Raw genomic sequence first — 25,907 nt, forward strand, 5'->3', positions numbered from 1 at the left:
AATTTTAATCAGTGGGGGTTTTGTCCATCCCCCACTGATTATTAGTTGAACCAATCGGGCTTTTACGGGCAGTAAGACTCCCACCTCCTCGCATTCGCCGAATCTGGAGGTGGGAGTCTTACTGCCTGTTAATACGGGATAAAAAATATTAAATATCACGCCAATTTCTCTGCCTATTTCTTACCTATAAGTGAGGTGATAAAAATGGGAAGCTTATATAATTTAATGAAACCATATAGTCAATTTCGAAGTAAAGAAGAGTTTAATACATATCAAAAACAAGTTTTGAAGTGCTATCGATTTCAATTGAATAAAACGGATGCTATCATTATTCATTTTTTAGGAAAGTATGCAGTGAATGAGAAACAGAAAACAGTGGGAGTTGCTTGTCCGTTAATGGAGACGATTGCTACAAATGTTGGAAAGAGTATTCGTACGGTACGCCGCTCGATTGCAAAGTTAGAGGAGCTAGAAATTATAAAACGTGTTGCGACAAAAGAAAGATATAAGCGCGGGGGATATAGTGCAAACTTATATGTATTTCTTAAATCTGCAATTGACCGCATGGATGACCGTATGAAAATGTCCGCATGTGAAAGTGATGATCGTACAGATGGCAGTAGTGGAAACGAGCAAAAAAATGAGGGGGAAACAATTCTTTCTAAAAACATTCCACAAATAAAAGAGAAAAGAAAAGTAACGTACGAGCTTGATGAAACGTATTGTCGTCACGATATACCTAAGCCTTTTATATATGCACTGGTGCCGATGACGAGTAATCCGAAGAATATTAATATATTTTGGAGTAAGGTGGAACTTGCTTATAAAAAGAGCGGATTACTAGAGCAAGGTGCTTTATTAGAGGGAATATTAGCTGATGAAGAAGTGCGTGGGAATTTAATTTGGAGGGTGAAAAGTGTTGTGAGAGCGTATAAGTACGGAGAAATTCGTAAAGATGTTGGAGCACTATTGTATAGTACGATGCGAGATTTATTTTTAGAAATTGGATTAGAGTGGGGAGCGGCATTAAGGAGAAGTAAGGGAATACCGTTATTCGATCCATTTAAAAAAGAGCCATGCGTATAATACATGACTCCAAGTAGCTAATCGAACTTTCTTACAACTGGAACACGAATTGCTACAAATAGTACAAAGACGATAACAGCGATTGCACCGCTTTTCATAACCGTTACAATTGGAATGCCTATCCCAAGTGCAAGCGATGTAAATGCGTAAGAGAGCGGAATGAATCCCATCGATGAAAGCATGAGTAAGCTCATAACGCGTCCCATCATCTCTTCTTTTACTGTTGATTGAATCATTGCCATAAGTGGAACGATAGCCATCGCAATTGTAATACCGTAAAACATTCCAGCTAATAACGCTTGCCAAAGTACGGTGCTAAAGTTGATGGCTAGGAAGAATACACCAGACAGTAGCATCATGATAATACAAAATAGGCCACGTCTGCGGTTAATGTTTTTTAATCCGACAATGACAGCTCCTATCGCCATCCCACCGCCAACAGACGCTTCTAAGTAACTAAACTGAAGTGAATCACCGTGCAGAACGTTTTTGACGAAGAGCGGGAAGCCTACTTGCATTGGGCCGATTAAAAATAAATTTAAAAAGGCGCTACATATAAGGAAAGTTGAAAGAAATGGTGATTCTTTTACATATGAAATTCCCTCTTTAATAGAAGTAAACATGCCTTTATCTGTTTCATTTTTTTCGGGTACTGTAAATTGTATTTTTTGAACGAGTATCGCAGCGATAATGAGTAGCAGGATTGTAATTGAAAAGATTGTTTCATAGTTCGTAAATTTAATGAGAATACCGCCAAGTACAGGGCCCAAGATGACCGATCCTTGGTTTGTCATTTGAGTAAGTGAATTTGCTTGTGTTAAACGGCTTTTTGCTACAAGTTCAGGCAGAATAGATCCATCTGCTGACCAGAAGAAAGCGTCAGCAAGTCCGAAGAACAAAGCAAACAAAGCAAATGTATATAGTGTTACATCACCGACGATGAACCAGGTGAGAATGGTTGCGACAAGAATAGCGCGAATAATATTAGAGTAAAACATAATATTTTTTTTCGGGAATTTATCAGCTAATGCTCCGCCGATAATCATAAAGATGAGTCTTGGAACACTAAGAGCCACGAAAACAATACCGAGTGAAGCCTCAAGGTTTAATGTTTTTGCTATGTACCATGTTTGTGAAAAAGTAAAAAAGGCTAAAGCAAAACTTGAAAAGAGAGTAGCTGCCCAAAGGAAAAGGAAGTTCGTATTTTTTAATAACGGTTTTCCGCTTCCTTCTAAAGCAGATTTATTTTGTTGTAGTTCCTCCATATTGCTTCCTTTCTATATACCAAATTTAGACTAAAAAACCTATTAACAGTCGTTTTATCCCGCTATTTGCGGGCAGTAAAACTCCCACCTCAAAATTGGGCTAGGGCAAAGAAGTTAGGCGGGAGACCAACTGCCCGTAAACCCCCACTGAGTATAGTTTCACTTTATACAGTTTCTAATATTTCTATACTGCACTTTCTCATTGTAGACAATAATAATGAATTTGCACAGTGGCTATTTAACGACAAAAAAGAAGATACCAAAGGGTATCTTCTTTTTTGTCATTCATGCTAAAGCAATATAAATATCCACTTGTACGTTATTTGGATCTACTGCATTTTCGTCATAAAGCTCAAAGTCTGTTGTAAAAGCACGTTTGTTTTCTTTCGACCATTGCCAAATATATTCCCAAGTTTCACAAATGACTTCAGACACAGGACCTTTTCTCGTTGTAAATACCGCATACGTTGCAGTAGGTATTGTTAAGGCTGTCATATTTTCAGGAACGTCTTCTAATGAAGAAACAGGCATGCCAATAGTAAATTGATATGTACCAGTTTCATCTGATTCATAGTTTGAGTAGAAAGCGAATGTTTCTTTTGTTTGTTGATTTGGGATGTGATGCATGATTTGTTCTTGGAAGCATTGGTTCCAAAGTTGTGGGATTTTTCCTTCAGTAGATGCCTCTTTTTCATTTGTCGTCGTAATAGAAACGCCGATTGCTTGGAAAGCTTCTTTCTTAATGATAATAGGTTCTTTCATTATAAAATTCCCCTCCATTGAATGAAACATACGTTCTGTTTTATTGTAACATATTTTAGGAGTATGTGGTATTTTTTTCTAAGGTACATAGCTGTGAAGAAAGAGAGGTAATTTGGATTAGGGATCTTTATAACAAAAGAACTCCTTTCATGTAAAAGGAGCTCTTTTCATTTCTATATTAAAACATGCTTGAGCTATGCATTGGTTGAAGTTTTGCGTTTGGATCGAAGTAAGCTTTTGCATTGTTTACTGCTGTCGGTGCTTCACCAAAGCCGCAAGCAATGAGTTTTACTTTTCCTTCATATGTACAAATGTCACCAGCAGCGTAAATGCCAGGAATATTTGTTTCCATTTTTGAGTTCACGAGGATGCTGTTTTTTTGAATATCTAAGCCCCAATTTTTAATTGGACCAAGTGAAGAAACGAAGCCGTAGTTTACGATTACGTCATCAACATCGATGATAATTTTTTCTTCTGTTTTTACGTGCTGAAGAACAACTTGTTCAATAGTATCATCACCGATAAGTTCAACTGGAACGTAAGGTGTGCTTACTTCTGCACGGGAATTCATTAAGCTTTCTACGCTATGTTCATGTGCACGGAATTTGTCGCGGCGATGAGCAATTGTAACTTTGTCCGCAATCGGTTCTAACATCATTGTCCAATCTACTGCTGAGTCACCACCGCCGAATACAACGACGCGTTTTTCAGCAAATTTATTCATATCATCAACGAAATAATGTAAGTTTTTCTTTTCGTATTTTGCTGTGCCTTCTAATTCTAAGCGGCGTGGTTGGAAAGCACCATTACCAGCAGTAATAATGACAGATTTAGAGTAGTGAGTTTGTTTATTTGTAACAAGTTTAAATATACCGTCAGCTTGTTTTTCAAGCGTATCAACAGCTTCCTCTAAGCAAACAGTTGGATCGAACCTTTTCATTTGTTCTTTTAAGTTATCAACTAACTCTTGTGCGCGCACTTTTGGGAATCCAGCTACATCATAAATATATTTTTCGGGATATAGTGCGGATAATTGCCCTCCAAGTTGAGGTAAGCTTTCAATAATTTTTACACTTGCTTGTCTCATTCCGCCATAAAATGCGGTGAATAGTCCTGTTGGGCCACCACCAATAATCGTTATGTCGTAAACTTTTTGATTTTCTGTCATTTTCATTCCCCCTATAGATGATGGAATTTTAATATTGATTTCATATATTGTTCATATGTACATGAAAATCCTGCAAATGATGACACTTTCAAATAAATGATAGCATATTTCAGTTAATAATACTTCTGAAAACGACTGAATAATAAGTAAGTTTGCGCATAGATGTTTTAGAATTGTATAAAATATAGCGAAAGGAAAATACATGAAAAAAAGGCTGAAAAACCCTTGAAAACGCTATGTTATTTTAAAATATTGATAATTCTCTAGGTGCTTGAATTATGGAATGAAACCGACTAATATAGGGAAGTATTATGTTAAATTTCTATGACAAATTTCGTACGATTTTTTGACTGCGTTTTGTTATGATATAGAATGTGATAAATTCCACATTCTTGACAAATAGAGTTTTTAGTACTTGGTATTATTTTTTATTACTATTATATAAAGAAAAGGGTTGTGATTTAGTGAAGACTCCAAAAATCGTAGTTTTAGGTGCAGGTTATGGCGGGATGATTACGACTGTTCGTCTGCAAAAAACATTATCTGTAAGTGAAGCTGAAATTACGTTAGTAAACAACAACAGCTATCACTACCAAGCAACTTGGTTACATGAGAGTGCAGCTGGTACATTACAAGATGATAAAATCTGTCTAGATATTCAAGACGTTATCGATACAAATAAAGTGAACTTTGTACAAGATACAGTAGTAGAGATTAAAGCTGCTGAAAAACGTATTATCTTAAAAGATGGTGAATTAGAGTATGATTACTTAGTAATCGGTCTTGGTTTCGAATCAGAAACGTTCGGAATTAAAGGATTAAAAGAGCATGCATTCTCAATCACTAACATTAATGCAACTCGTCAAATTCGTGAGCATATGGAAGAAAAATTCGCTCAATATGCGACTGAAAAACGTGATGAGTTAGTAACAATCGTTGTTGGTGGCGCTGGATTTACTGGTATCGAGTACGTAGGTGAGCTTGCAAACCGTATTCCTGAACTTTGCAAAGAGTACGATGTTCCACGTGAAAAAGCACGTATCATCTGTGTAGAAGCTGCTCCAACAGCACTTCCTGGTTTCGATCCAGCATTAGTAGAGTACGCTGTAAAACAACTTGAGAAAAAAGGTGTAGAATTCCGCATCGGTACAGCAATTAAGGAAGCAACTGAAGAAGGTATTATCGTTGCCAACGGTGATGACGCTGAACTTCTTAAATCTGAAACTGTAGTTTGGGCTGCAGGTGTTCGTGGTAATGGTATTGTGGAAGAGTCTGGATTTGAAGCAATGCGCGGACGTATTAAAGTGGATGAGTACATGCACGCTCCAGGTCATGAAGATGTATTCATGGTTGGTGATGCAGCGTTAATCATCAACGAAGAGATTAACCGTCCATACCCACCAACAGCACAGATTGCAATTCAAGAAGGTTATAATATTGCACACAATTTAACTGTGTTAGTTCGCGGCAAAGGTGAAATGAAAAAGTTCGCATTTGATAATAAAGGATCTGTATGTTCATTAGGTCATGACGATGCAATGGGCGTTGTTATGGGTAAAAAGTTAACAGGTTGGAAAGCTTCATTCATGAAGAAAGTAATCGACAACCGTTACTTATTCTTACTAGGCGGACCTTTATTAGTTCTTAAAAAAGGTAAATTGAAGTTCTTTTAATATATAGTAGAAAAAGCAGAAACGGCTATGAGCTGTTTCTGCTTTTTTCGTATTGAAAATATAGTATAATATATAAAAAAGAAAGAATATTCTGTTCGTTTTGGTGGAGGAGGTTATATCATGGGGAAGCGAGGGAAAGTGTGGTTAGCTGTCAGTGGCTTAGTAGCTACAGAAGATGGGAGATGGCTATTCGTTAAGAAAAAATACGGTGGATTGAAAGGGCAATGGTCTTTACCTGCTGGTTTTGTTAATGAAGGCGAGACTGTTGATGAAGCTGTGAAACGTGAAATTTTGGAAGAGACAGGCATTGTTGCTCATGTAAAGGGGATTATTGGTATTCGCTCAGGTGTTATTCATAATGAAATTAGTGATAATATGATTATTTTTCTTCTAGAGCCAGAGGGAGAAGACGTTATCGTACAGGAGAAAGAATTGTCGGAAGTAGCTTTTTTACATCCAGAAAAGATTGCAGATGATCAAAATACTTCTGTACTCATCAAATATTTATTAGAAGGAAGAGCAGAGTCGCATTTTGAAATGGACAAAACATTAAATCCAGGAGAGCAATTTGGTTATACGGCTTATCATGTGTTTACGGCGTATGCGAAGGAGAGGGAGAAGAAGTGAGTATACCGGTACTACTTATTTCAATGATGTTGTTCTTTATTTTATTTTTTGGAATTGGATTTTTACTCAACATGATTTTGCGGGCTACGTGGGTAATGGTTATTGTATATCCGATTATTTGTATGCTTATTATTAATAAAGCGAGTGTATGGGACTATTTTTCAAAGCCAAAAGAAACATTTTCTTCATTTGGGACAAGTGTATCGCATTTAGGACACGCAGATGTGTTTATTCTATCTACTGGATTAGTAGGTGCTGCTTTAGCAGGAATCATAATTAAAAAACTTCGAAAAAGTGGATATCAAATGTTTTAATCTCCAATCAATTTGGAGATTATTTTTTTGCATATTCCTTCATCGTATAGGGAATGATTAACGATGAAGGAGTGTGGAATATAAAAATGTTAAAACGATATTGTATTCGCATTATGATGACTTGTTTACTTGCATTCGCATTATGCGTAACATGGCAGGCTTTCACAGGAGTTTCTTTATTAGAGATTATAAAATCATATGAAGGAACAAGTGTAAAAGAAGTACATGCAGCAGAAATTGAGAAAAAAGTTGCTCCGAGTAAAGAAGTGATAAATGCTTTAGAGCAGGCAAATGACTGGTCTAAATATCGTGTTATAGAAATGACTGCAACTGGTTATACATCAGGTATAGAGTCGACTGGAAAGAGGCCGGGGCATCCAGAGTATGGCATTACATATTCAGGTGTTAAAGCAAAAAGGGATTTATATTCCACAATCGCTGCCGATTTACGCGTATTCCCGCTTGGGACAATTCTATTCGTGCCAGGTTACGGATATGGTGTTGTAGCTGATAAGGGCGGTGCTATAAAAGGAAATCGTCTCGATTTATATTATGATACGGTGAAAGATGTTTATAGCCAATGGGGTAAGAAAAAAGTAAATGTGTATATAGTGAAAATAGGAAATGGCAAGTTTTCGGAAGAAGAGTTAACGATGTTAAATCAAGACGAAACGATGCAAGTGTTTCGTGGACAATATTTAAAACAAAGATAGTCTAGTGGCAATAACGCTAGACTTTTTTCTTGTCTTATTTCACCATAGAAGATATTGGAGATAGCATCTTTATCCTGCTATTTGCGGCCGGTAACCCCCCCACCTCAAAATTCAGCTGGAGCAAAGAAGGTAGGTGGGAGCCCTGATACCCGTAAACGCCCGATTGGTGCGGGCTGATTATAGTTTCACTTTATATGAAATAACAGAATTTAGAATTGTCGCATTTTATCGAAAATAAAGTTATAATGGACGTAGAGAAATTTAGGGGGTCTGAACATGTTTCAAGTACAAAAAGAATTAGTAAGTCATGAAGCGGTAATTGTTGCCTTATTTGAAGAAGATAAAACGAGTAGCTTTGTACAAGAACTGGATAAAGCGTTTGAAGGACAATTACAAGTTTTATTAGAAGAAAAAGAACTTTCAACTAAGAAGAAAGCAATTTCAAAAGTACATAGCTTAGGAAAAACAAATGTTAAACGTTATTATTTTGTTGGTTTAGGTAAGAAAGAGTCATATACAACGGAAACGTTACGTGCTGCTCTTGGTAAGGCGTTTAAAGCGTTACAAGCAGCAAAAGTACAAGATGCAGCAATCTTACTTGATTCTTTCGTGACAGATAAATTAGATGCGATTGATGTAGCTCATATTGCGGCAGAAGTACAAGGTCTTGGTACATATGAATTACAAACGTATAAATCAGATAAAAAGGATCGTGTAGAATTAGAGAAGTTTACGGCTATTACAGCAGAAGATACACAAGAAATTGAAGCAGCATTAACGGTAGGATACGTACATGGACGTGCAACGAATTCAGCTCGTACGCTTGTAAATATGCCGCCAAACGTATTAACAGCGACAAAGCTTGCTGAGTATGCAGTTGAATTAGCAGAAAAATACGATATGGATTATAAGGTTCTTGAGAAAGAAGAGATGGAAGAGCTTGGTATGGGTGCATTACTTGCAGTAAACCAAGGATCTACTGAACCGCCAAAAATGATCGCTCTTATTTATAAAGGAAAAGAAGAGTGGAAAGATGTAATTGGATTTGTTGGAAAAGGGATTACATATGATACAGGCGGTTATTCTTTAAAACCACGTGAAGGCATGGTTGGTATGAAAGGTGATATGGGCGGAGCTGCAGCTGTTCTTGGCGCGATGGAGATCATCGGTGAACTTCGCCCAGAGCAAAATGTAATTGCTGTTATTCCATCAACTGACAACGTTGTAAGTGGTACAGCATTTAAGCCAGATGATGTTATTACATCTATGAGCGGAAAAACAATTGAAGTATTAAATACAGATGCAGAAGGTCGCCTAGCGTTAGCTGACGGTATTACGTATGCGAAGAAACTGGGCGCAAATTACTTAGTTGATGTTGCAACATTAACAGGCGGTGTAATTGTTGCACTTGGAAATCATACAACAGGCGCGATGACAAATAATGAAGAATTGTTTGAACAAGTGTTAGAGGCTTCTATGGAAACGGATGAGCCAATTTGGCAATTGCCGATTTTTGAACGTGATAAAGAACGTGTCAAGAACAGTAAATTTGCTGATTTAAATAACTCACCAGGCCGTGAAGGACATGCGGTTATGGCTGGGACATTCCTTGGTGAATTTGCAGAAGAAACACCATGGGTACACTTAGACATCGCTGGAACATCTGAAACATCAGGAGCACATGATTTAGGACCATCTGGAGCAACAGGTGCAATGGTGCGTACACTTGCAACACTTGTTGAGCGTTTCGGAGAAGAATAATTTTTGAAGAAAGGGCTGTCTCAAATTTTTGGGATAGCCTTTTCTTATTGATATGGTATGACTATTGTAAGTTTTTGTCGGTAAGTCGATACTCCTTGTCGAAACGTCGATATATTTGGAGTTACGGTTGATATAATTTCATTTATTATTTTACCGTTCCAAAAAGTGCTACATAGTGAAAGATTCGTCCTATAAAGAAATCGTATATAACGTCCCGCCTAAAGCGAATGAAGTACGCCCTGTTTCCTCAGAGACAACTAATATAAGTGCATCAATTTTCTCGGATAAGCCAATTGCAGCCCTATGACGTGTTCCTAGCTCAGGATTGATTTCCATGCTTTTTGTTAATGGAAGAATATTAGCTGCTGAGACAATATGATTATTTTTAATGAGAACGGCTCCGTCATGAAGAGGGTTCCCTGGATAAAAAATCGATTCAAGTAGTGGCGCGGTTAAGTGTGCGTTTAATGTCGTTCCAGTTTGAATGAAAGAATCAAGAGCGTCACTTCGTTCCACAATAATAAGAGCACCGTGTTTTCGAGCGCTTAAATGTTGGACAGCTGTAGTGATGAAATGTGAACTTTCCGTATAAGGTGATAAATATGCTTGAATATAATATGTAGCTGCTAACGTCTGTACATTTGTTAACATATGATGAATATCTTCCATTTTACATAGAATACATTCATCTTCTTTATCGATTGCATGCTTCATGTTTGATAATTCTTTTTCAGCAATTTCAATCATCTGCTTTGTTTTTATTTTGAGCTCTTCTGACAAGCCCCATTCTTGCATAATCCTCATTCCCTTTGGTGGAGTATTTAACCATAGTGTATACAAATATTTATAGTAAAATCCTGCTAGATTTTAAAAAATATTGAGATTCAGGTTGTTTTTTTCATATAATGAAGGTACGACAGGCGAGAGGAGATGGAAGTATGAATTGGAAACAAGAATTTAGTCGCTGGCTTTCATATGCAGAATTAGACGCAGAATTAAAAGAACAGCTAGAAAACATGAAGCAAGATGAGAAGAAAATCGAGGATAGCTTTTATAAAAATCTAGAGTTCGGTACAGGTGGTATGCGTGGTGAACTTGGTGCTGGTACGAACCGTTTAAATGTATATACAGTTCGTAAAGCAACAAAAGGATTAGCTATGTTTATTGAAAAATTAGGTGAAGAAGCGAAAAAACGCGGTGTTGTTGTCGCGTATGATTCTCGTCATAAATCACCTGAATTCGCAATGGAAGTAGCTGCTACTCTTGGTGCACACGGTATTACAACATATGTATTTGAAAGCTTACGTCCAACACCAGTGCTTTCTTTCGCAGTTCGTCATTTACATACAGCAAGTGGAATCGTTCTTACGGCAAGCCATAATCCGCCCGAATATAACGGTTATAAAGTATATGGTGAAGATGGTGGCCAGTTGCCTCCAAAGGAAGCTGATGAGTTAATTAGCTACGTAAATGCAGTAGAGAATGAATTAACAGTCGAAGTTGCTGATGTTGAGCAATTAAAAGCTGACGGTTTATTACATATAATTGGACAAGAAGTAGATGATGCATATGCAGCAGAATTGAACAATGTCATTATTAATAAAGAGATGGTGAAAGAAGTAGGAAAAGATTTAAAAATCGTCTTTACACCATTGCATGGAACATCAAATATTTCGGTACGCCGTGGTTTAGAAGAAGTTGGATTTACAGATGTAACAGTTGTAAAAGAGCAAGAGTTACCAGATCCAAATTTCTCTACAGTAAAATCACCAAACCCAGAAGAGCATGCAGCGTTTGAGTATGCAATTCGCGACGGTGAAAAAGTAGGCGCAGACGTGCTAATCGCAACAGATCCTGATGCAGACCGTCTAGGTGTAGCAGTTCGCAATCACGATGGTGAGTTCCAAGTATTAACTGGTAACCAAACAGGTGCGTTAATGCTTGATTACTTATTATCACAAAAGAAGGAAAACGGAACGCTTCCAGAAAACGGTGTTGTTTTAAAAACAATCGTAACGTCTGAAATTGGCCGTACAATCGCAAAAGCATACGGTTTAGATACAGTTGATACGTTAACTGGATTTAAATTTATCGGTGAAAAAATTAAACAGTATGAAGAAAGCGGACAATATGAATTCCAATTCGGTTATGAGGAAAGCTACGGTTATTTAATCCGTCCATTCTGCCGTGATAAAGATGCGGTGCAATCAGTTCTATTTGCATGTGAAGTAGCTGCATACTACAAATCACAAGGTAAAACGTTATACGATGGTCTGCTAGAAGTATTTAAGAAGTATGGGTTCTTCCGTGAGGACCTTGTATCGTTAACGTTAAAAGGAAAAGATGGTGCCGAACAGATTCAAAAGATGATGGCAACATTCCGTGAGAATCCTCCGAAAGAAGTAGCTGGTTTAACAGTCGTTGCAGTTGAGGATTATAAAGAAAGCGTCATTACAGCGTTACAAGATGGAAATAAGGAAGAGATTCACTTACCGAAATCAAATGTGTTAAAATATCAATTAGAAGATGGTTCTTGGTTCTGCTTACGTCCATCTGGAACAGAGCCGAAAATTAAATTCTACTTTGGTGTACAAGATGATTCCTTACAAAATAGTGAACAAAAGTTACTTACTATTAAAGAAGATATTATGAATCGTTTATAATAGAATAGAATGCTACTGATAGGAAAAGAGGAGAACGGAGAATGGCCTCCTCTTTTCGTGTAGTTTTGTTTGATGTAGAGGATTATTACGAGCGAGTGTTATAAATTTGCACTTTAATAAGAGAATTAGAATGAAAAGCGAGGGTATTTGTCATGAAAAAAGTGAGAAAAGCAATTATCCCGGCAGCGGGATTAGGAACACGCTTTTTACCAGCAACGAAAGCAATGCCAAAAGAAATGCTTCCAATTGTAGATAAACCAACAATTCAATACATCGTAGAAGAAGCAGTAAAATCAGGCATCGAAGATATTATTATCGTTACTGGTAAAGGAAAGCGCTCTATCGAAGATCATTTTGATAACGCATTTGAATTAGAGCAAAACTTATTAGAGAAGAAAAAGTATGAGTTACTTGAAAAAGTACAAGCTTCTTCTAAAATGGTAGATATCCATTACATTCGTCAAAAAGAACCAAAAGGATTAGGACATGCTGTTTGGTGCGCACGTAAATTCATTGGTGATGAGCCGTTTGCAGTATTATTAGGCGATGATATCGTTCAAGCTGAAAAACCATGTTTACGTCAATTAATGGACGAGTATGACAAAACACTTTCTTCTGTTATTGGTGTACAAACTGTTCCTGAAGCAGAAACACATCGCTACGGAATTATTGATCCGTTAGAGCAAGAGGGACGTCGTTATCAAGTTCGTAAATTCGTTGAAAAACCAGCGCAAGGTACTGCGCCTTCAAACTTAGCGATTATGGGACGTTACATTTTAACTCCTGAAATCTTTATGTTCTTGGAACAGCAACAAGTTGGAGCGGGTGGCGAAATTCAGTTAACGGATGCAATTCAAAGCTTAAATGAAATTCAACGTGTATTTGCATATGATTTTGAAGGAAAGCGTTATGACGTTGGTGAAAAATTAGGATTCGTTCAAACGACAATTGAAATGGCATTGCAGCACCCAGAATTACGTGATGATATGCTAGTAATGATGAAGAAAGTTTTAGACGAGCAAATGAAGCAAGAGTCTTAATATAATAAAAAAGGAGCTGTTCCTATAGGAACAGCTCCTTTTTTATTATGAAATCGTCGAATGAGAATGCTGATAAGCGGAACGACGTACAGCATAGTATATGCGAGGTGCGATAATAGCGCCGATAATTGTAAACGCAATATCCTTTACTGCGAACCACATCATAATCATCCAGGCAGCTTTATAACTCATATTACCACCCATGAAAATATTGACTGCTCCGTACATATAAGTAGTACCGATAATATACGTTAAAATGATTCCGACGAAAGAAGAAATTGCAAAGGTGCTGAATGTTGGTCGTTCTTTTTGTTCTACTAGTTTTCCTGATACGTAAGCAACGATAATAAATGCGATAATAAAACCACCAGTAGGATCTAAAAGTGCTCCAAATCCAGCTTTGAAGTTAGCGAAGATTGGCGCACCTGCTACTCCAACAAGCATGTAAACAGTCATTGATAATGCTCCAAGTCTACTCCCAAGAAGAAGACCTGCTAAAATTGCGAAAAATGGTTGCATAGATAATGGAATGCCCGCTATTTGTAAGAATGGTGCCCACGATACAATATTTGCACCAATAGCCATAAGAGCGACGAACATGGCAGCTAATGCTAAATCTAAAACATGAAGCTTCTTCATAATGTTAACCTCCAGTTGTATTTAGGTTAACATTATCGTAGCGAAAATATTTACTTGTTGTCAATCAAAATATTTTGATAAGAAGGCTTTAAATAGTCTCTAAGCAATGTGTATGGAATACGAAACTGCGGAATTCCGCTTGAATAAGGAGCAATTTCATATAAAGAGAAATAAATTACAAGATTATCCGGTTCTAAAAAGTAGTGAAACTTTTTAGTGCTCGTTACTTTTTCGACTGCATCAGGAAAATAAATGCTTTCATTTTGTTTAATTTGTCTTACAATCTCTGTGCGAATTATTTCTTTATATTTATCCTCTTGTTGAAATAAATCGTCTAAGTGTAATAATTTTTTTTCGTTTAAATCAAATGTATTTGCCTTCCACGTATACAGTCCGTGCGCTCCGCCTGTATATTGATAGTAATTCACATATAGGCTGAGGAAAGGTGGTTTGTTTAAAGCTACTTTATAGTCAACATTTGCAACGTATGGATGAAAAGGTGTGCTAGATCCTTCTGTTTCCTCATAATATTTCTTCGCTTCTTTTTCTAATTTACTTTTAAATTTAGTAGTAGAGTTTTTGTAATAGGAATTCAGCTTATTTTGAAATTTTGAATCAGAAAAGTTGCGAAAGGAAGGCCTATTAATTTGATATTCTATATAAGGTTTCTTACCTTTTTGCGTTACAGTCTTAACAGTGATTGTCAGGTTGGATGCTTTGGCTGCTATTGCACAATTTGGTACAATAGTCAGCAAGGAGAACATAAGCAATAGTATACAAAATTTCTGTTTCATTTAGGTGAAACCTCCTTATATAAGTGTTATAGGTAGTTTGAAATTAAACAGGTAAAATTATACATTTGATCTAAAGTGAGAGAGGTTGAAAACGATATGTCAAAAACTTTAATGGATTCGCTTGGAATTGAGTTGTTAGAAATGACAGAGGATAAAGTAGTTGCTACAATGCCTGTTGATGAACGCACGCATCAGCCGTTTGGATTTTTACACGGTGGTGCATCTGTTGCATTAGCAGAAACTGTGGCAAGTGTTGGTTCATACAATTTAATTGATCAAGAAAAATGTATTTGTTTCGGATTAGAAATTAATGCAAATCATATTCGCTCAAAGCAAGATGGAATTGTAACAGCAATCGGAACACCAATACATAGAGGACAATCGACAATGGTTTGGGATATTCGCATCATTGATGAAAATGATGAGTTACTATGTATATCAAGATGTACAGTAGCAATTAAAGAAAAACGTGAAAAGTAAAAAGAGGCGGCTCAATAGAGCGCCTCTTTTTTATAATTAGAACTGGATTTTTTTCTCTAAGAAACCTTTTAGTTCGCTAATTGGCATACGAACTTGTTCCATTGTGTCACGGTCACGTACTGTAACAGCTTTGTCTTCAACAGAGTCGAAGTCGTATGTGATACAGAATGGAGTACCGATTTCGTCTTGACGACGGTAACGTTTACCGATAGAACCAGTTTCATCAAAGTCTACCATGAAGTCTTTAGCTAGTTCTGCGAATACTTCAGTAGCACCTTCAGATAGCTTTTTAGATAATGGTAAGATAGCTGCTTTATATGGTGCTAAAGCAGGGTGGAAACGAAGAACTGTACGAGAATCGTTTTCTAATTGCTCTTCTTCATATGCATCACATAAGAATGCTAATGTTACACGGTCTGCACCTAGAGATGGCTCGATGCAGTAAGGCACATAACGCTCATTCGTTTGTGGATCGATATAGTTAAAGTCTTCGTTAGAGTGTTCCATATGACGTTTTAAATCGAAGTCTGTACGAGATGCAACGCCCCATAGTTCGCCCCAACCGAATGGGAATCTGAATTCAATATCAGTTGTTGCGTTACTGTAATGAGATAATTCGTCTTCACCGTGGTCACGAAGACGCATGCTTTCTTCAGTCATACCAAGTGAAAGTAACCAGTTTTTACAAGTTTCACGCCAGAATGCGAACCACTCTAAATCTTCACCAGGCTTACAGAAGAATTCAAGTTCCATTTGTTCGAATTCACGTGTACGGAATGTGAAGTTACCAGGTGTGATTTCGTTACGGAAACTTTTACCGATTTGGCCGATACCAAATGGAAGTTTCTTACGCATAGAGCGTTGTACGTTTTTAAAGTTTACGAAAATACCTTGTGCTGTTTCAGGACGAAGGAAGATTTCGTTTGTGCTAGACTCTGTAACACCTTGGAATGTTTTGAACATTAAGTTGAACTGACGGATTTCCGTGAATTCTTGGCTACCGCAATCTGGGCATTTTACTTCATGTTCTTTCATTAAGTCAGCCATTTGGTCGAAAGTAAGACCGTCAACGACCATTTCGATACCTTTTGCGTCTAATGCATCTTCAATTAATTTGTCAGCACGGTGACGAGCTTTACATTTTTTACAGTCGATCATTGGATCATTAAAGTTACCAACGTGACCAGAAGCGATCCAAGTTTTTGGGTTCATTAAAATAGCAGCATCTAAACCAACGTTGTGTGGAGATTCTTGAATGAATTTTTTCCACCAAGCTTTTTTGACGTTATTTTTTAATTCGATTCCAAGTGGACCGTAATCCCATGTGTTTGCAAGACCACCGTAAATTTCAGAACCAGGGAAAACGAAACCGCGATGTTTCGCTAAGTTTACAACTTGTTCCATTGAATACATAATAAAATCCTCCTTTTGAAAGTTAACGTATTTGCGATGACGTGATGGGTACTTTGGAAACGAGCAATATATGCTTTAAAAAACATAAAAAAACGCTCATCCCAAGGCTTAATCGCCTAGGGACGAGCGTTTGCCCGCGGTTCCACCCTAGTTGATACACAAAATGTGCATCCACTTTATCACGTATTGCTCGAGACTGCCGTTTCCTCGCAGCTTCAGGCTTTCACTATCCCTGAATCGCTTTTTATGCAAGTACTTATAAGTCCGTCATCGCTACTTATATTAATAATAATGAACATATTTTAACACGTTCTTTTTTAAATCTCAATAGAGGAACGTGCCCATCTAGGATAGAGTTTCGCCTATTTTTTCGTTATTTATTCCGTAATTTTGCTTAATGTGCTTAATTGCTTCGCGTTTACTTAATGGAGCGAGTTCGTTGTTTTGAACGTATTCCCATACTACATCTGGTTTTGTTTTTGCATATTCGCGAAGGACCCAGCCGATTGCTTTTTGAATGAAAAATTCTTTTGAGGAATGTAGTTGACCGATAATCCAGAAAAGGAGTTCTTCATCCATTTTTTGTTTGTATTTTAGCTGGAATAAAATAGCGGTACGTTGTAACCATATGTTTTCTGATGCAATCCATTTTGGAATATATGCAGAAATTAATTCTGGATGTTTTAAAAAGATAGCACCTAAAAATGTAGGGACGATGCTATCGACAGAGTCCCACCAAGATTTTGTGACAATAAGTTCTTCTAAAAATGGGATGTGAGTTTCATTTATGTGTTTTTTATATTTTTGCATGATATCGAGTGCGGCAGCTTGAAATTCACGTTCTGGTAGGTCCCAAAGTTCACACACGATAATTTGGAAGTCCTTTTTATCTGGGAGAGTATGTATTTGAATTACGTCTTTCAATAACTGTCTTCTCTCAGGAGTTTGAATACCGAGAAACGGGAAGTGATTTTTCATATAACGTGCCATCGGTTCTGCTTTTTCGGGATTTTGATGAGCTGTAAAATGCTCTTGTAATGCCTTTACAAATGGATGCATAGGTATGTACTCCTCTCTCATTATCTTTCTCTTCTTATTATACAAAGAGTTTGGTTAAATTTTAAAACATAACTTGCACTGTAATGAAATATGTTGAGAAGAGAGAGGAGAGGATAAGATGGAAGATCAAGGCGTACTAGCAGGTTTCTTTGCTCTTAGTTTTGCGTTTATGCTTGTTATAATAATTTGGGCAATTATTTCGTATTTGTTAACGGCTTTTGCACTTTATACGATGGCGAAAAATGATGGTGCAACTGATGGTGTTCTTGCTTTTATTCCGTTTATAAATAGTAAGATATGGGGTGATTTAGCGAAAGATAAATTACCAGATTTCTTGAAAGAAGAAGCAGGGTGGAAAGTATTTGGCATATATGTTGGATGCTTCATCTTTAATTTCGTACCAATTCTATATATATTAGCAACAGCTGTATCACTTGTACTGTCTATTTATCTTATCTATGCTATTTTGGATAGATACGGAACGAATTCCATACTATTTACGATCATTCATACAATCACGTTTTCGGTTTTCTTGCCGATTCATTTGTTCATTATTCGGAATGAGCCGGTGAGGTATAACGAGTAGGCGTATCAAAGTTGTCGAGCGGTCGATATATTTGGTTCTATAATAATTCGGATATGTTGAAAAAAGAACGAAAGCGCCCTGCTGAGCAGGGCGCTTTTTTCTACTACATAAGATAGCGTAAGTAAATATAAATGTGAGAAATGATTAATGAAACGATCATAATTGGGAAGCCGACTTTAAGGAATTCCATGTAGCTGAATTTATGTCCTTCACGACTTGCGATTCCGGCTACGATTACGTTAGCAGAAGCTCCGATTAATGTTCCGTTTCCACCTAAGCAAGCACCTAATGCTAATGCCCACCATAGTACGTCAATTTGTGCGTCAGAAGGTGATAAACCTAGCCCAACTGCCATATCGTTAATAAGTGGGATCATTGTTGCAACGAATGGAATATTATCGATTGTTGCAGAGGCGATACCAGATACCCATAGAATAAGGATAGATGCGTGAGAAATATCTCCGCCTGTTATTCCAATTACTTTTTGAGCTAACATTTTGATAAGCCCGATATCGATAAGTCCTCCAACGAGTACGAATAGTCCCGCGAAGAAGAAGATTGTTACCCACTCTACACTTGCGAATACCTCTTCAATTTCATGTTCTTTCACACCGATTAGCATAAGTACAGTAGCGCCAGTTAAGGCGATGATAGCTGCATCAATATGGAAAATAGAATGAGTCATGAAGCCTACAATAGTAAGGCCAAGTACTGTTAAAGATTTCTTCATTAATACTGGGTCTTTAATGTATTGTTTTTCATCTAAGCTCATTAACTTTTTAATTTGTACAGGATCAGCAATTAATTGCTTACGGTACATGAAGTAAAGCATTGTTGCCGTAACAGCAATAATGATGATTACGATAGGTGCTAAGTTGAATAAGAAAGCATTGAAATCTAAATGCTTATTTGCAGAACCAATCATAATGTTTGGCGGATCACCAATTAATGTTGCTGTTCCTCCGATATTTGAAAAAATAATTTCAGAAAGTAAATATGGAACAGGATTTACTTGCAAGATGCGCGTAATAGATAAAGTAACTGGAACAACAAGAAGTACTGTTGTAACGTTATCTAAAAATGCGGAGCCAAGCGCGGTAAGTAAGGAAAGTGAAATTAAAATTTTAATTGGATTTCCTTGTGCTCCTTTTGCGGCTTTAATGGCAACGTATTGGAAGACACCTGACTTACTTGTAATGTTTACCAGTATCATCATACCGATGAGTAATGTAATTGTTCCCCATTCAATATGTTTCGTAAAGGCATTGTGTAAGTCAACGACCCCTGCAATTACCATGAATGCTGCACCAAGAAGTGCGATGACAGCACGGTTAATTTTTTCAGAAATAATAATGGCATATGTAATTAAAAAGACTGCGATAGCGAAATAATACTGCCAGTTTGCGAGTTCTTGCGTTGTTTCGTGCAAAACTCTCATCTCCTTTCATTCACTTTTCTTAGTGTGTCAAAAAATTAACTAGATGAAACACACATAACGTCATTATAAAGTAGAAAAATGGCGGATGTAAATGAAAGGGTTTATTTTGTCATATTTTCTGCATAGGTCATTTTTTCTTATTTTTAAAAATATTTGTGGGCATCTGACATATATATAAGATACATCCAATCTGAATATTTAAAATCGAATCAGCATTCGAGCTTGTTCGTGTAGGAGTGTCAAATAGAAAGGAATGACAAATATGATAAGGAAGGGATCGTATGGATGAACAACGATTTTTGTTTTTAGACTTTGAGTTTACGATGCCCCAGCATAGAAAAAAGCCAAAAGGTTTTTTCCCAGAAATTATTGAGGTCGGACTCGTTTCAGTTGTTGGTTGTAAGGTGGAAGATACGTATTCATCGCATATTAGACCGAAAACATTTCCGTCTTTAACGGATCGATGTAAAAAATTTTTAGGAATTAAACAGGAAGTAGTGGACAAAGGAATTTCTTTTCATGAACTTGTTGAGAAACTTGCAGAATATGAAAAGAGTGGTAAACCGACAATTGTAACGTGGGGAAATATGGATATGAAAGTCTTAAAGCATAACTGTGAAATGGCGGGAGTAGAATTTCCATTCTTTGGACAGTGTCGTGATTTATCGCTTGAGTATAAGAAGTTTTTTGGAGAGAGAAATCAAACAGGGCTGTGGAAAGCAATTGAGGCGTATGGAAAAGCAGGAACAGGAAAGCATCATTGTGCGCTTGATGATGCGATGACGACATATAATATTTTTAAGTTAGTAGAAAAAGATAAAGAGTATTTAGTCAAACCAGCACCTCCTACATTAGGGGAACTTGTTGATTTTTCGAAAGTGTTAAAGAAAGTGAGTACACAGTAACGACCAAATTGCAAAATATGTAATTTGGTCGTTTTGTTTTTTAAAGTTTGTAATCTTGCTTCAATTGCTGAAGTGTTTCTAGACTACGCCCCGCAAAAGGTGAATCATCTTCAGAAAATGAATTCATTTGAGTTTCTAATGCTAATTTTAGTGACTCTGTATAATCCGGAATTTCTCCTTCATATTTCTTCACCATTTGCTCTGGAATGTTCGTCTGTTCACGAAAAGCTAAAGCACGTCTTTCATGGAAAAATGGTACGTCAGCTTGTTTTACGTTATGTAAGTCACCTTGCACTGGATGTTTTAAAACAGCTAGTACTTTTACGACGTAACTGCCAGGACGGCTATTTGTAATTTCGCCGATGTATTTTCCAGTTTTATAAATACCAGTAACGATTTCACCAATTTCAAATGTTTCTCTCATATTTTTCACCTCAAGTTTATAGTAAGGAAAGTGCGCGAAGGAGTCAAAGAAATCATTCGCTTTCGGAACGCCCCCTTGAGAATATGACAGGCTTCAATTATAATTTAAGATGATAAAACAGAAAATTCTGATGTTTATTCTTACTATAAATTCCCCGATAAGGAGTGTTTCATATGATGCCTTTATATTTTCCTGAAGATAAAACGGAGTATATTATTCCAGGTATTGTTTGCGTTCTATTTATCATCGGTGCGATCGCTACGTGGCGTATGTTTATTCGTGTATCAAAACGAGAAGCAGAGCGATTACAGAAAGTAGAAGAAAAGCTTTTAGCTGAAAAGAAACGGTAATTCATTTTTGTATGTTTCCCTCTATGCTCGGACAATCTAAGGGCAGAAAGCATTTTGGAGGGAATTGAATGAAAAGACGGCTTTTTTTCAGTTGTTGTTTATTATTTCTAATGGCGGGTTGTGACCAAGGGAAGCCGAAAGAAATTGATGTGAAATTACATAATGCTTCAGGTGATGAAGTTGGGACTGCAAAAGTAGTTCAGCAAACAAGTGGAGTGAAAATTACTATTAAAGCGGAAGGCTTTACACCAGGACCACACGGGATACATGTGCATGAAATCGGAGAATGTAAAGCGCCACGTTTCGAATCATCTGGGAATCATTTTAATCCGGATAATAAAAAACATGGGCTCTTGAATCCGAAAGGTGCGGAAAATGGTGATTTACCGAACGTAGTTGCAGACGGTTCGGGAAAGATTAAAGCAGAAATCGATGCTCCGCATATAACGCTTGAAGAAGGAAAAACGACGATTCATAGAAAAGATGGAGCGTCTATTATTATTACAGAAAACGCTGATGATGGTATGACGCAACCAACTGGTAAATCTGGTGGCCGAATTGCTTGCGGTGTTATCGTAAAAAAAGTGTCGGATCTGAAGAAGAAATAGAAGCTACCTTGAATGGTAGATTTTGTTGTAAAACTGCATGATAGTAAGTGGAATTATATCGATTTATCGAAAAAAAGGAGGCTATCCCAAAATCATTTTGGGATAGCCTCCTTTTTTGTTATGAGAATGTATGGTGTAGTCTGTTTAAAATTTCTTCTAAAACAGATCTAGGACAGCCAATGTTAATTCGGATATAGGCTTCTCCACCTGTTCCGTATTTCTCACCAGGCTCAACGATGATTTTACCTCTCTCTTCAAGCAATGCTGTTCGTTCATCTTGAGAAAGATCCAAGTGGGAACAATCAATCCACAGTAAAAAACTACCTTCTGGTTTAATTACAGAAAGAGCTGGTATGTGATTTTGAATATACTCACAAGCAAATTGAGCGTTATCTTCAACGTACAATCGAATTTCATTTAGCCAATCATTACATTCTGTATAGGCACTTTGCATTGCTGTATAAGCAAATGTATTTAATCCGTGGAATCCTTGTCTATATTGGATAGACATAAAGGCATTACGGAGATTTTCATTCGGAATAATAATGATCGATGCTTGTAATCCAGCGATATTAAATGTTTTGCTTGGAGCCATACAAGTAATAGTGCGTGCTGCTAATTCTTCAGATAAAGAAGCAAACGGTGTATGAGTATGGCCTCTATAAATAATATCGGCGTGAATTTCATCCGCGACAACGGTTACATTATACTGCGTACATAACGTACCGAGTTTTATTAGCTCCTCTTTCGTCCAAACGCGTCCGATAGGATTGTGAGGGCTGCAAAGAAGCATTAGTTTTACACCTTGTTTAAATTGAGTTTCTAGATGCTCGAAGTCTATCTTATATATGCCATTTTGTTTAAACAAGGGACTCTCACATAATTGTCTATTATTTGTTTTGACCATTTCAAAAAATGGTGGATAAATAGGAGGTTGTACGAGTACTGCTTCTCCTTCTTTCGTTATAGCTTGTATGCTCGTACTAAGAGCTGGAACGATACCTGCGCTAAATACAATCCATTCTTTTTGTATTTCCCAATTGTATTGGCTTTTCGTCCAATTACAAATGATATGCCCAATATTTTCAGGAGGAAGTGTATAGCCGAAAATAGGATGTTCTGTGCGTTTTTGTAATGCAGTTTGAATTGGTTTTGGTACTTCAAAATCCATATCGGCAATCCAAGCGTGGATGAGTTCTTCATTTTTATATGTATCCCATTTTGTACTATGCGTTCCGCGACGATTTACCGTTTTATGAAATAGTTGCATATGTTTGCTCCTTTCTTCTGTCAAACTGTTAAGTTATGAAAATTCTCACTCTTCTTATAGAATAGCTGATGTGATACGATAAAGAAAAGCATTAAAAAGTGAAAAGGCGGGAAGCAGATGGGTGCATATGACAAAATGATTGAGGTTGTGAAAAATTGGGATCCGTTTCAAATGGGACCGGAGTTTTATGAAACAGAAGCGAGCGATGTTGTAAACGTCGTAAGTGTGTTTGATGATCCGAAATACATCGCAAAGAAGATTCAACATATATACTTTATGTCTTTTGAAGAAGTACCTACACTTGAAAAATGCGAAAAATTAGCAGTAGAGTTACTCGTACTAAAAGAAGGCGGAAGTTGTTCATTATAGGCTGTCGGAATTTACGACAGCCTTTTTGTTTATTTTCATTTGTGCTGATTGATTAAAGCTTCACTTTATCCCGTTTTAACAGGCAGTAAGACTCCCGTCTCAAAATTCGGTTGAAGCAAAGAGGTTAGGCGAGAAATCAAACTGCCCGTAAAAACCCCCATGGATTAAAGCTTCACTTTATTGCGTCGCAAACGTAATAATTTCTTCATAAACATGATCGGGCTTTTCTTCAGGTAGTAAGTGCCCTGTATTTTCGTAAGAAATGAAAGTTGAATTAGGTAGGTCCTTATGGAGACGGTGTCCTACATGTACAGGGACGACGCGATCTTTTTCACCCCAAATGAGTAATACTGGGGTTTCGATTTTTTGTAATTCAGTTGAAGATAAGTCACCTTCACGGTCTCTTATCATTCGAGTTAAAGCAGGGAATATACGATCATCATAAAAAGGAGCAGCATAGCCTTCCATCATTTCATTGTCAATTAATGAATGGTCATGAACGACATTCATTAAGTTATGGACGATGCCCCTTCGAATAATCCAGTTCTTCACGTATAAGTGGAAGAACGGTAAATAAGAGGAGTACAGTAAAGGTAAGTTTGCGCGTGCTAAATAACTAGAGCTACATAGTAAAATCGTCTTTGAAATTAATTCAGGGCGTAGTCGGTTTACAAAGAGTGAAATTTGTCCGCCCATAGAATGGCCAACTAATACAATATTCGAGAGAGATAAATGTTCGATTAAATCGATAATAATAGCTGCTAAATTGTGATAAGAATATTTAAAGAGATGAGATTTATCACTTTTTCCGAATGGTGGTAAATCAAGGGCAATTACTGTACCTTCCTTTGTTAGTAAAGGAATGAGTCGTCGATAGCTAAATGAGGAAGAGAGGAAGCCGTGAACGAGTACGAAAGTAGGTCGTTCTTTTTTAGTATTATGTTCATACAATTCGTAATGAATAGTAGTCCCGCGAGTGGAAAAAGTGAAGTAAGGGCATTTGCATTCATGGTTCATTTTTTGTCACTCCATTGATTTTTGTTCATATCATCTCCCGGCAAGAAACAAAATATGTTAACAAAAAAAGGCAAGATGACATCGTCATCTTGCCTTTCGCTTATTTATCCCGCATTAACGGGCAGTAGACTCCCACCTCAAAATTCGGCGAATGCGAGGAAGTTAGGTGGGAGATAACTGCCCGTAAAAGCCCGATTGGTGAAGGCTAATAATCAGTGGGGGATGGACAAAACCCCCACTGATTAAAGTTTCACTTTATAATTACCCACGCACAATATTAGGTGGTGTTTTTCCTTGTAATCCTGCTACTAAATTTTCAGCAGCTGTCATTGCCATTTGCTGTCGAGTTTTTAATGTTGCAGATCCGATGTGCGGTAAAGTTACAACGTTTTGTAATGATAAGAGCGGATTCTCTTTTTGAATCGGCTCTTGTGTAAATGTGTCGATGCCGGCTGCAAATATTTTCTTTTCTGTTAACGCATGAATTAATGCAGTTTCATCTACTGTTTTCCCGCGAGAAGCATTAATGAAAATTGCTGTTTCTTTCATTAGTGAAAATTCCTTTTCACCGATAAGATGATACGTTTCATCTGTTAATGGAGTAAGAAGAATAATAAAATCAGATTGTTTGATTAAAGTTTGTAAATCACAATATGTAGCATCAAATTTTTGCTCAGCTTCTTCTTTACGGTGACGGTTATAGTAAAGGACATTCATATCAAAGCCGAATTTCGCTCGTTTTGCGACAGCTTCTCCAATTCGTCCCATTCCGATAATACCAATCGTACTATGATGTACATCTAGTCCGAAGTGTTCTTTTCCAATTTCAGCGTTCCATTCACCATTTTTCACATAGGAATTGAGTTCGCAAACACGGCGACCAGCAGATAACATAAGAGCGAAAACAAGATCGGCTACTGTATCATCTAACACATAGGGAGTATTCGTTCCGATAACATTTTGTTTCTCCATCGCTTTTAAATCAAAGTTATCATGGCCAACAGAAATGTTACTTACTACTTTTAAATTAGGAGCAACCTGCAATAACTCTTCATTTATAGTAAATCCGAAATTTAATAACCCATCTTTATCTTTTATTTTTTCTAATAGAACATCACGAGGTACTTTCTCGTTTTGATCCCATTTTTCAAAATCACAGTGTTCTGATAAATAGTTTTCTACAAATGTTGGAACTGGTTCGGCAATATATACTTTTGGTTTCACGGTTCCATCCCCTTTCACTTTATCCTGCGTTTTTTCACTGATTAAAGTTTCACTTTACCCCGATTTAACGGACAGTAAGCCTCCCGCCCCAAAAAGCAGCTTAAGCAAAGAGGTTAGGTGGGAAAGCAACGGTCCGTAAAAGCTCGATTGGTTCAAATAATAATCAGCGGGGTGAGTCTTTCCACTGATTAAAGTTTCACTTTATTTTGACATAATTCACTAAAAAAATCTTCTTTTCAAATTGGAAAGAGTATTTGTA

The 25,907-nt window shown here is 37.0% G+C and carries 27 protein-coding genes; 14 read left to right on the plus strand and 13 right to left on the minus strand.

Annotated features, from left to right (window positions below):
- Nucleotides 1-204 precede the first annotated feature (204 nt).
- Nucleotides 205-1,086: a helix-turn-helix domain-containing protein gene (locus tag B5P42_RS06635; RefSeq protein ID WP_113733874.1), complete on the plus strand. Its 882-nt coding sequence runs from the start codon at nucleotides 205-207 to the stop codon at nucleotides 1,084-1,086.
- A gap of 17 nt (nucleotides 1,087-1,103) precedes the next feature.
- Here B5P42_RS06635 and B5P42_RS06640 read toward each other — a convergent pair whose 3' ends face one another.
- The 3 genes from B5P42_RS06640 to B5P42_RS06655 all read right to left on the minus strand — a co-directional run bounded on the left by B5P42_RS06640 (nucleotide 1,104) and on the right by B5P42_RS06655 (nucleotide 4,281).
- Nucleotides 1,104-2,351 carry an MFS transporter gene (locus B5P42_RS06640; RefSeq protein ID WP_044439141.1) on the minus strand — a complete coding sequence of 416 codons (1,248 nt, stop codon included), beginning with the start codon at nucleotides 2,349-2,351 and terminating at the stop codon, nucleotides 1,104-1,106.
- Between the two features lie 285 nt (nucleotides 2,352-2,636).
- On the minus strand, nucleotides 2,637-3,113 hold the full coding sequence (locus B5P42_RS06650) for a GyrI-like domain-containing protein (protein ID WP_113733876.1): 477 nt from the start codon (nucleotides 3,111-3,113) through the stop codon (nucleotides 2,637-2,639).
- A gap of 178 nt (nucleotides 3,114-3,291) precedes the next feature.
- Nucleotides 3,292-4,281 carry an NAD(P)/FAD-dependent oxidoreductase gene (locus B5P42_RS06655; protein ID WP_044439138.1) on the minus strand — a complete coding sequence of 330 codons (990 nt, stop codon included), beginning with the start codon at nucleotides 4,279-4,281 and terminating at the stop codon, nucleotides 3,292-3,294.
- Between the two features lie 464 nt (nucleotides 4,282-4,745).
- Here B5P42_RS06655 and B5P42_RS06660 point away from each other — a divergent pair, with 464 nt between their 5' ends.
- The 5 genes from B5P42_RS06660 to pepA all read left to right on the plus strand — a co-directional run bounded on the left by B5P42_RS06660 (nucleotide 4,746) and on the right by pepA (nucleotide 9,369).
- Nucleotides 4,746-5,954: an NAD(P)/FAD-dependent oxidoreductase gene (locus tag B5P42_RS06660; protein WP_002067919.1), complete on the plus strand. Its 1,209-nt coding sequence runs from the start codon at nucleotides 4,746-4,748 to the stop codon at nucleotides 5,952-5,954.
- A 120-nt stretch (nucleotides 5,955-6,074) separates the two neighbouring features.
- Entirely contained in the window at nucleotides 6,075-6,581 is a 507-nt protein-coding gene (locus tag B5P42_RS06665) for an NUDIX hydrolase (protein ID WP_088033130.1), read from the plus strand.
- On the plus strand, nucleotides 6,578-6,895 hold the full coding sequence (locus B5P42_RS06670) for a YuiB family protein (RefSeq protein WP_002089308.1): 318 nt from the start codon (nucleotides 6,578-6,580) through the stop codon (nucleotides 6,893-6,895). The genes B5P42_RS06665 and B5P42_RS06670 overlap by 4 nt, the downstream gene beginning before the upstream one ends.
- A gap of 86 nt (nucleotides 6,896-6,981) precedes the next feature.
- A complete protein-coding gene (locus B5P42_RS06675) occupies nucleotides 6,982-7,608 on the plus strand; it encodes a 3D domain-containing protein (protein ID WP_002089307.1) in 627 nt (208 codons plus the stop codon).
- Nucleotides 7,609-7,884: 276 nt separating this feature from the next.
- On the plus strand, nucleotides 7,885-9,369 hold the full coding sequence (pepA, locus tag B5P42_RS06680; RefSeq protein ID WP_002015872.1) for a cytosol aminopeptidase: 1,485 nt from the start codon (nucleotides 7,885-7,887) through the stop codon (nucleotides 9,367-9,369).
- 189 nt (nucleotides 9,370-9,558) lie between these two features.
- Here pepA and cdaS read toward each other — a convergent pair whose 3' ends face one another.
- On the minus strand, nucleotides 9,559-10,164 hold the full coding sequence (cdaS, locus tag B5P42_RS06685) for a sporulation-specific diadenylate cyclase CdaS (RefSeq protein ID WP_002067925.1): 606 nt from the start codon (nucleotides 10,162-10,164) through the stop codon (nucleotides 9,559-9,561).
- A 143-nt stretch (nucleotides 10,165-10,307) separates the two neighbouring features.
- Between cdaS and B5P42_RS06690 the strand changes: the two genes are divergently transcribed.
- A complete protein-coding gene (locus B5P42_RS06690) occupies nucleotides 10,308-12,032 on the plus strand; it encodes a phospho-sugar mutase (protein WP_113733877.1) in 1,725 nt (574 codons plus the stop codon).
- Between the two features lie 152 nt (nucleotides 12,033-12,184).
- Entirely contained in the window at nucleotides 12,185-13,072 is an 888-nt protein-coding gene (gene galU, locus B5P42_RS06695) for a UTP--glucose-1-phosphate uridylyltransferase GalU (protein WP_002015869.1), read from the plus strand.
- Nucleotides 13,073-13,117: 45 nt separating this feature from the next.
- On the opposite strand, the gene B5P42_RS06700 is transcribed toward galU, so the two are convergent.
- Nucleotides 13,118-13,711 carry a biotin transporter BioY gene (locus B5P42_RS06700; protein ID WP_002015867.1) on the minus strand — a complete coding sequence of 198 codons (594 nt, stop codon included), beginning with the start codon at nucleotides 13,709-13,711 and terminating at the stop codon, nucleotides 13,118-13,120.
- Nucleotides 13,712-13,761: 50 nt separating this feature from the next.
- Complete coding sequence (locus B5P42_RS06705; protein ID WP_113733878.1) at nucleotides 13,762-14,505, minus strand: DUF3298 and DUF4163 domain-containing protein; 744 nt, start codon at nucleotides 14,503-14,505, stop codon at nucleotides 13,762-13,764.
- A 96-nt stretch (nucleotides 14,506-14,601) separates the two neighbouring features.
- On the opposite strand from B5P42_RS06705, the gene B5P42_RS06710 reads away from it, so the two are divergent.
- Nucleotides 14,602-14,985 carry a hotdog fold thioesterase gene (locus B5P42_RS06710; protein WP_002034550.1) on the plus strand — a complete coding sequence of 128 codons (384 nt, stop codon included), beginning with the start codon at nucleotides 14,602-14,604 and terminating at the stop codon, nucleotides 14,983-14,985.
- A 36-nt stretch (nucleotides 14,986-15,021) separates the two neighbouring features.
- Here B5P42_RS06710 and B5P42_RS06715 read toward each other — a convergent pair whose 3' ends face one another.
- Both B5P42_RS06715 and B5P42_RS06720 read right to left on the minus strand, forming a co-directional pair.
- The gene (locus B5P42_RS06715; protein ID WP_002015863.1) at nucleotides 15,022-16,398 is read right to left on the minus strand and encodes a glycine--tRNA ligase; all 1,377 of its coding nucleotides are present in this window, start codon (nucleotides 16,396-16,398) and stop codon (nucleotides 15,022-15,024) included.
- Nucleotides 16,399-16,743: 345 nt separating this feature from the next.
- Entirely contained in the window at nucleotides 16,744-17,457 is a 714-nt protein-coding gene (locus B5P42_RS06720; RefSeq protein ID WP_113733879.1) for a DNA alkylation repair protein, read from the minus strand.
- Nucleotides 17,458-17,575: 118 nt separating this feature from the next.
- On the opposite strand from B5P42_RS06720, the gene B5P42_RS06725 reads away from it, so the two are divergent.
- Entirely contained in the window at nucleotides 17,576-18,043 is a 468-nt protein-coding gene (locus B5P42_RS06725; protein ID WP_002034556.1) for a hypothetical protein, read from the plus strand.
- 103 nt (nucleotides 18,044-18,146) lie between these two features.
- Here B5P42_RS06725 and B5P42_RS06730 read toward each other — a convergent pair whose 3' ends face one another.
- Entirely contained in the window at nucleotides 18,147-19,472 is a 1,326-nt protein-coding gene (locus B5P42_RS06730) for an ArsB/NhaD family transporter (protein WP_002129696.1), read from the minus strand.
- Nucleotides 19,473-19,762: 290 nt separating this feature from the next.
- On the opposite strand from B5P42_RS06730, the gene kapD reads away from it, so the two are divergent.
- A complete protein-coding gene (gene kapD / locus B5P42_RS06735) occupies nucleotides 19,763-20,386 on the plus strand; it encodes a 3'-5' exonuclease KapD (protein ID WP_002034559.1) in 624 nt (207 codons plus the stop codon).
- 40 nt (nucleotides 20,387-20,426) lie between these two features.
- Here the strand turns inward: kapD and kapB are convergent, their stop codons facing one another.
- Nucleotides 20,427-20,810, minus strand: coding sequence for a kinase-associated lipoprotein KapB (kapB, locus tag B5P42_RS06740; protein ID WP_001209324.1), 384 nt, complete (start codon nucleotides 20,808-20,810; stop codon nucleotides 20,427-20,429).
- A 173-nt stretch (nucleotides 20,811-20,983) separates the two neighbouring features.
- On the opposite strand from kapB, the gene B5P42_RS31920 reads away from it, so the two are divergent.
- Nucleotides 20,984-21,160, plus strand: a complete 177-nt coding sequence (locus tag B5P42_RS31920) for a hypothetical protein (protein ID WP_181458783.1) — start codon at nucleotides 20,984-20,986, stop codon at nucleotides 21,158-21,160.
- A 68-nt stretch (nucleotides 21,161-21,228) separates the two neighbouring features.
- The gene (locus B5P42_RS06745; RefSeq protein WP_113733880.1) at nucleotides 21,229-21,768 is read left to right on the plus strand and encodes a superoxide dismutase family protein; all 540 of its coding nucleotides are present in this window, start codon (nucleotides 21,229-21,231) and stop codon (nucleotides 21,766-21,768) included.
- Between the two features lie 118 nt (nucleotides 21,769-21,886).
- On the opposite strand, the gene B5P42_RS06750 is transcribed toward B5P42_RS06745, so the two are convergent.
- Nucleotides 21,887-23,038 (minus strand): MalY/PatB family protein, encoded by a 1,152-nt coding sequence (locus B5P42_RS06750; protein WP_113733881.1) that lies wholly within the window; start codon nucleotides 23,036-23,038, stop codon nucleotides 21,887-21,889.
- Nucleotides 23,039-23,155: 117 nt separating this feature from the next.
- On the opposite strand from B5P42_RS06750, the gene B5P42_RS06755 reads away from it, so the two are divergent.
- Nucleotides 23,156-23,407, plus strand: coding sequence for a YugE family protein (locus B5P42_RS06755; RefSeq protein ID WP_088033099.1), 252 nt, complete (start codon nucleotides 23,156-23,158; stop codon nucleotides 23,405-23,407).
- Nucleotides 23,408-23,584: 177 nt separating this feature from the next.
- Here the strand turns inward: B5P42_RS06755 and B5P42_RS06760 are convergent, their stop codons facing one another.
- Together B5P42_RS06760 and B5P42_RS06765 are read right to left on the minus strand one after the other, a co-directional pair.
- Nucleotides 23,585-24,424, minus strand: coding sequence for an alpha/beta fold hydrolase (locus B5P42_RS06760; protein WP_002034539.1), 840 nt, complete (start codon nucleotides 24,422-24,424; stop codon nucleotides 23,585-23,587).
- Nucleotides 24,425-24,685: 261 nt separating this feature from the next.
- Entirely contained in the window at nucleotides 24,686-25,666 is a 981-nt protein-coding gene (locus tag B5P42_RS06765) for a 2-hydroxyacid dehydrogenase (protein ID WP_113733882.1), read from the minus strand.
- Nucleotides 25,667-25,907 lie beyond the last annotated feature (241 nt).

The organism is Bacillus sp. SRB_331, from assembly GCF_003264175.1.
GTDB lineage: Bacteria > Bacillota > Bacilli > Bacillales > Bacillaceae_G > Bacillus_A > Bacillus_A mycoides.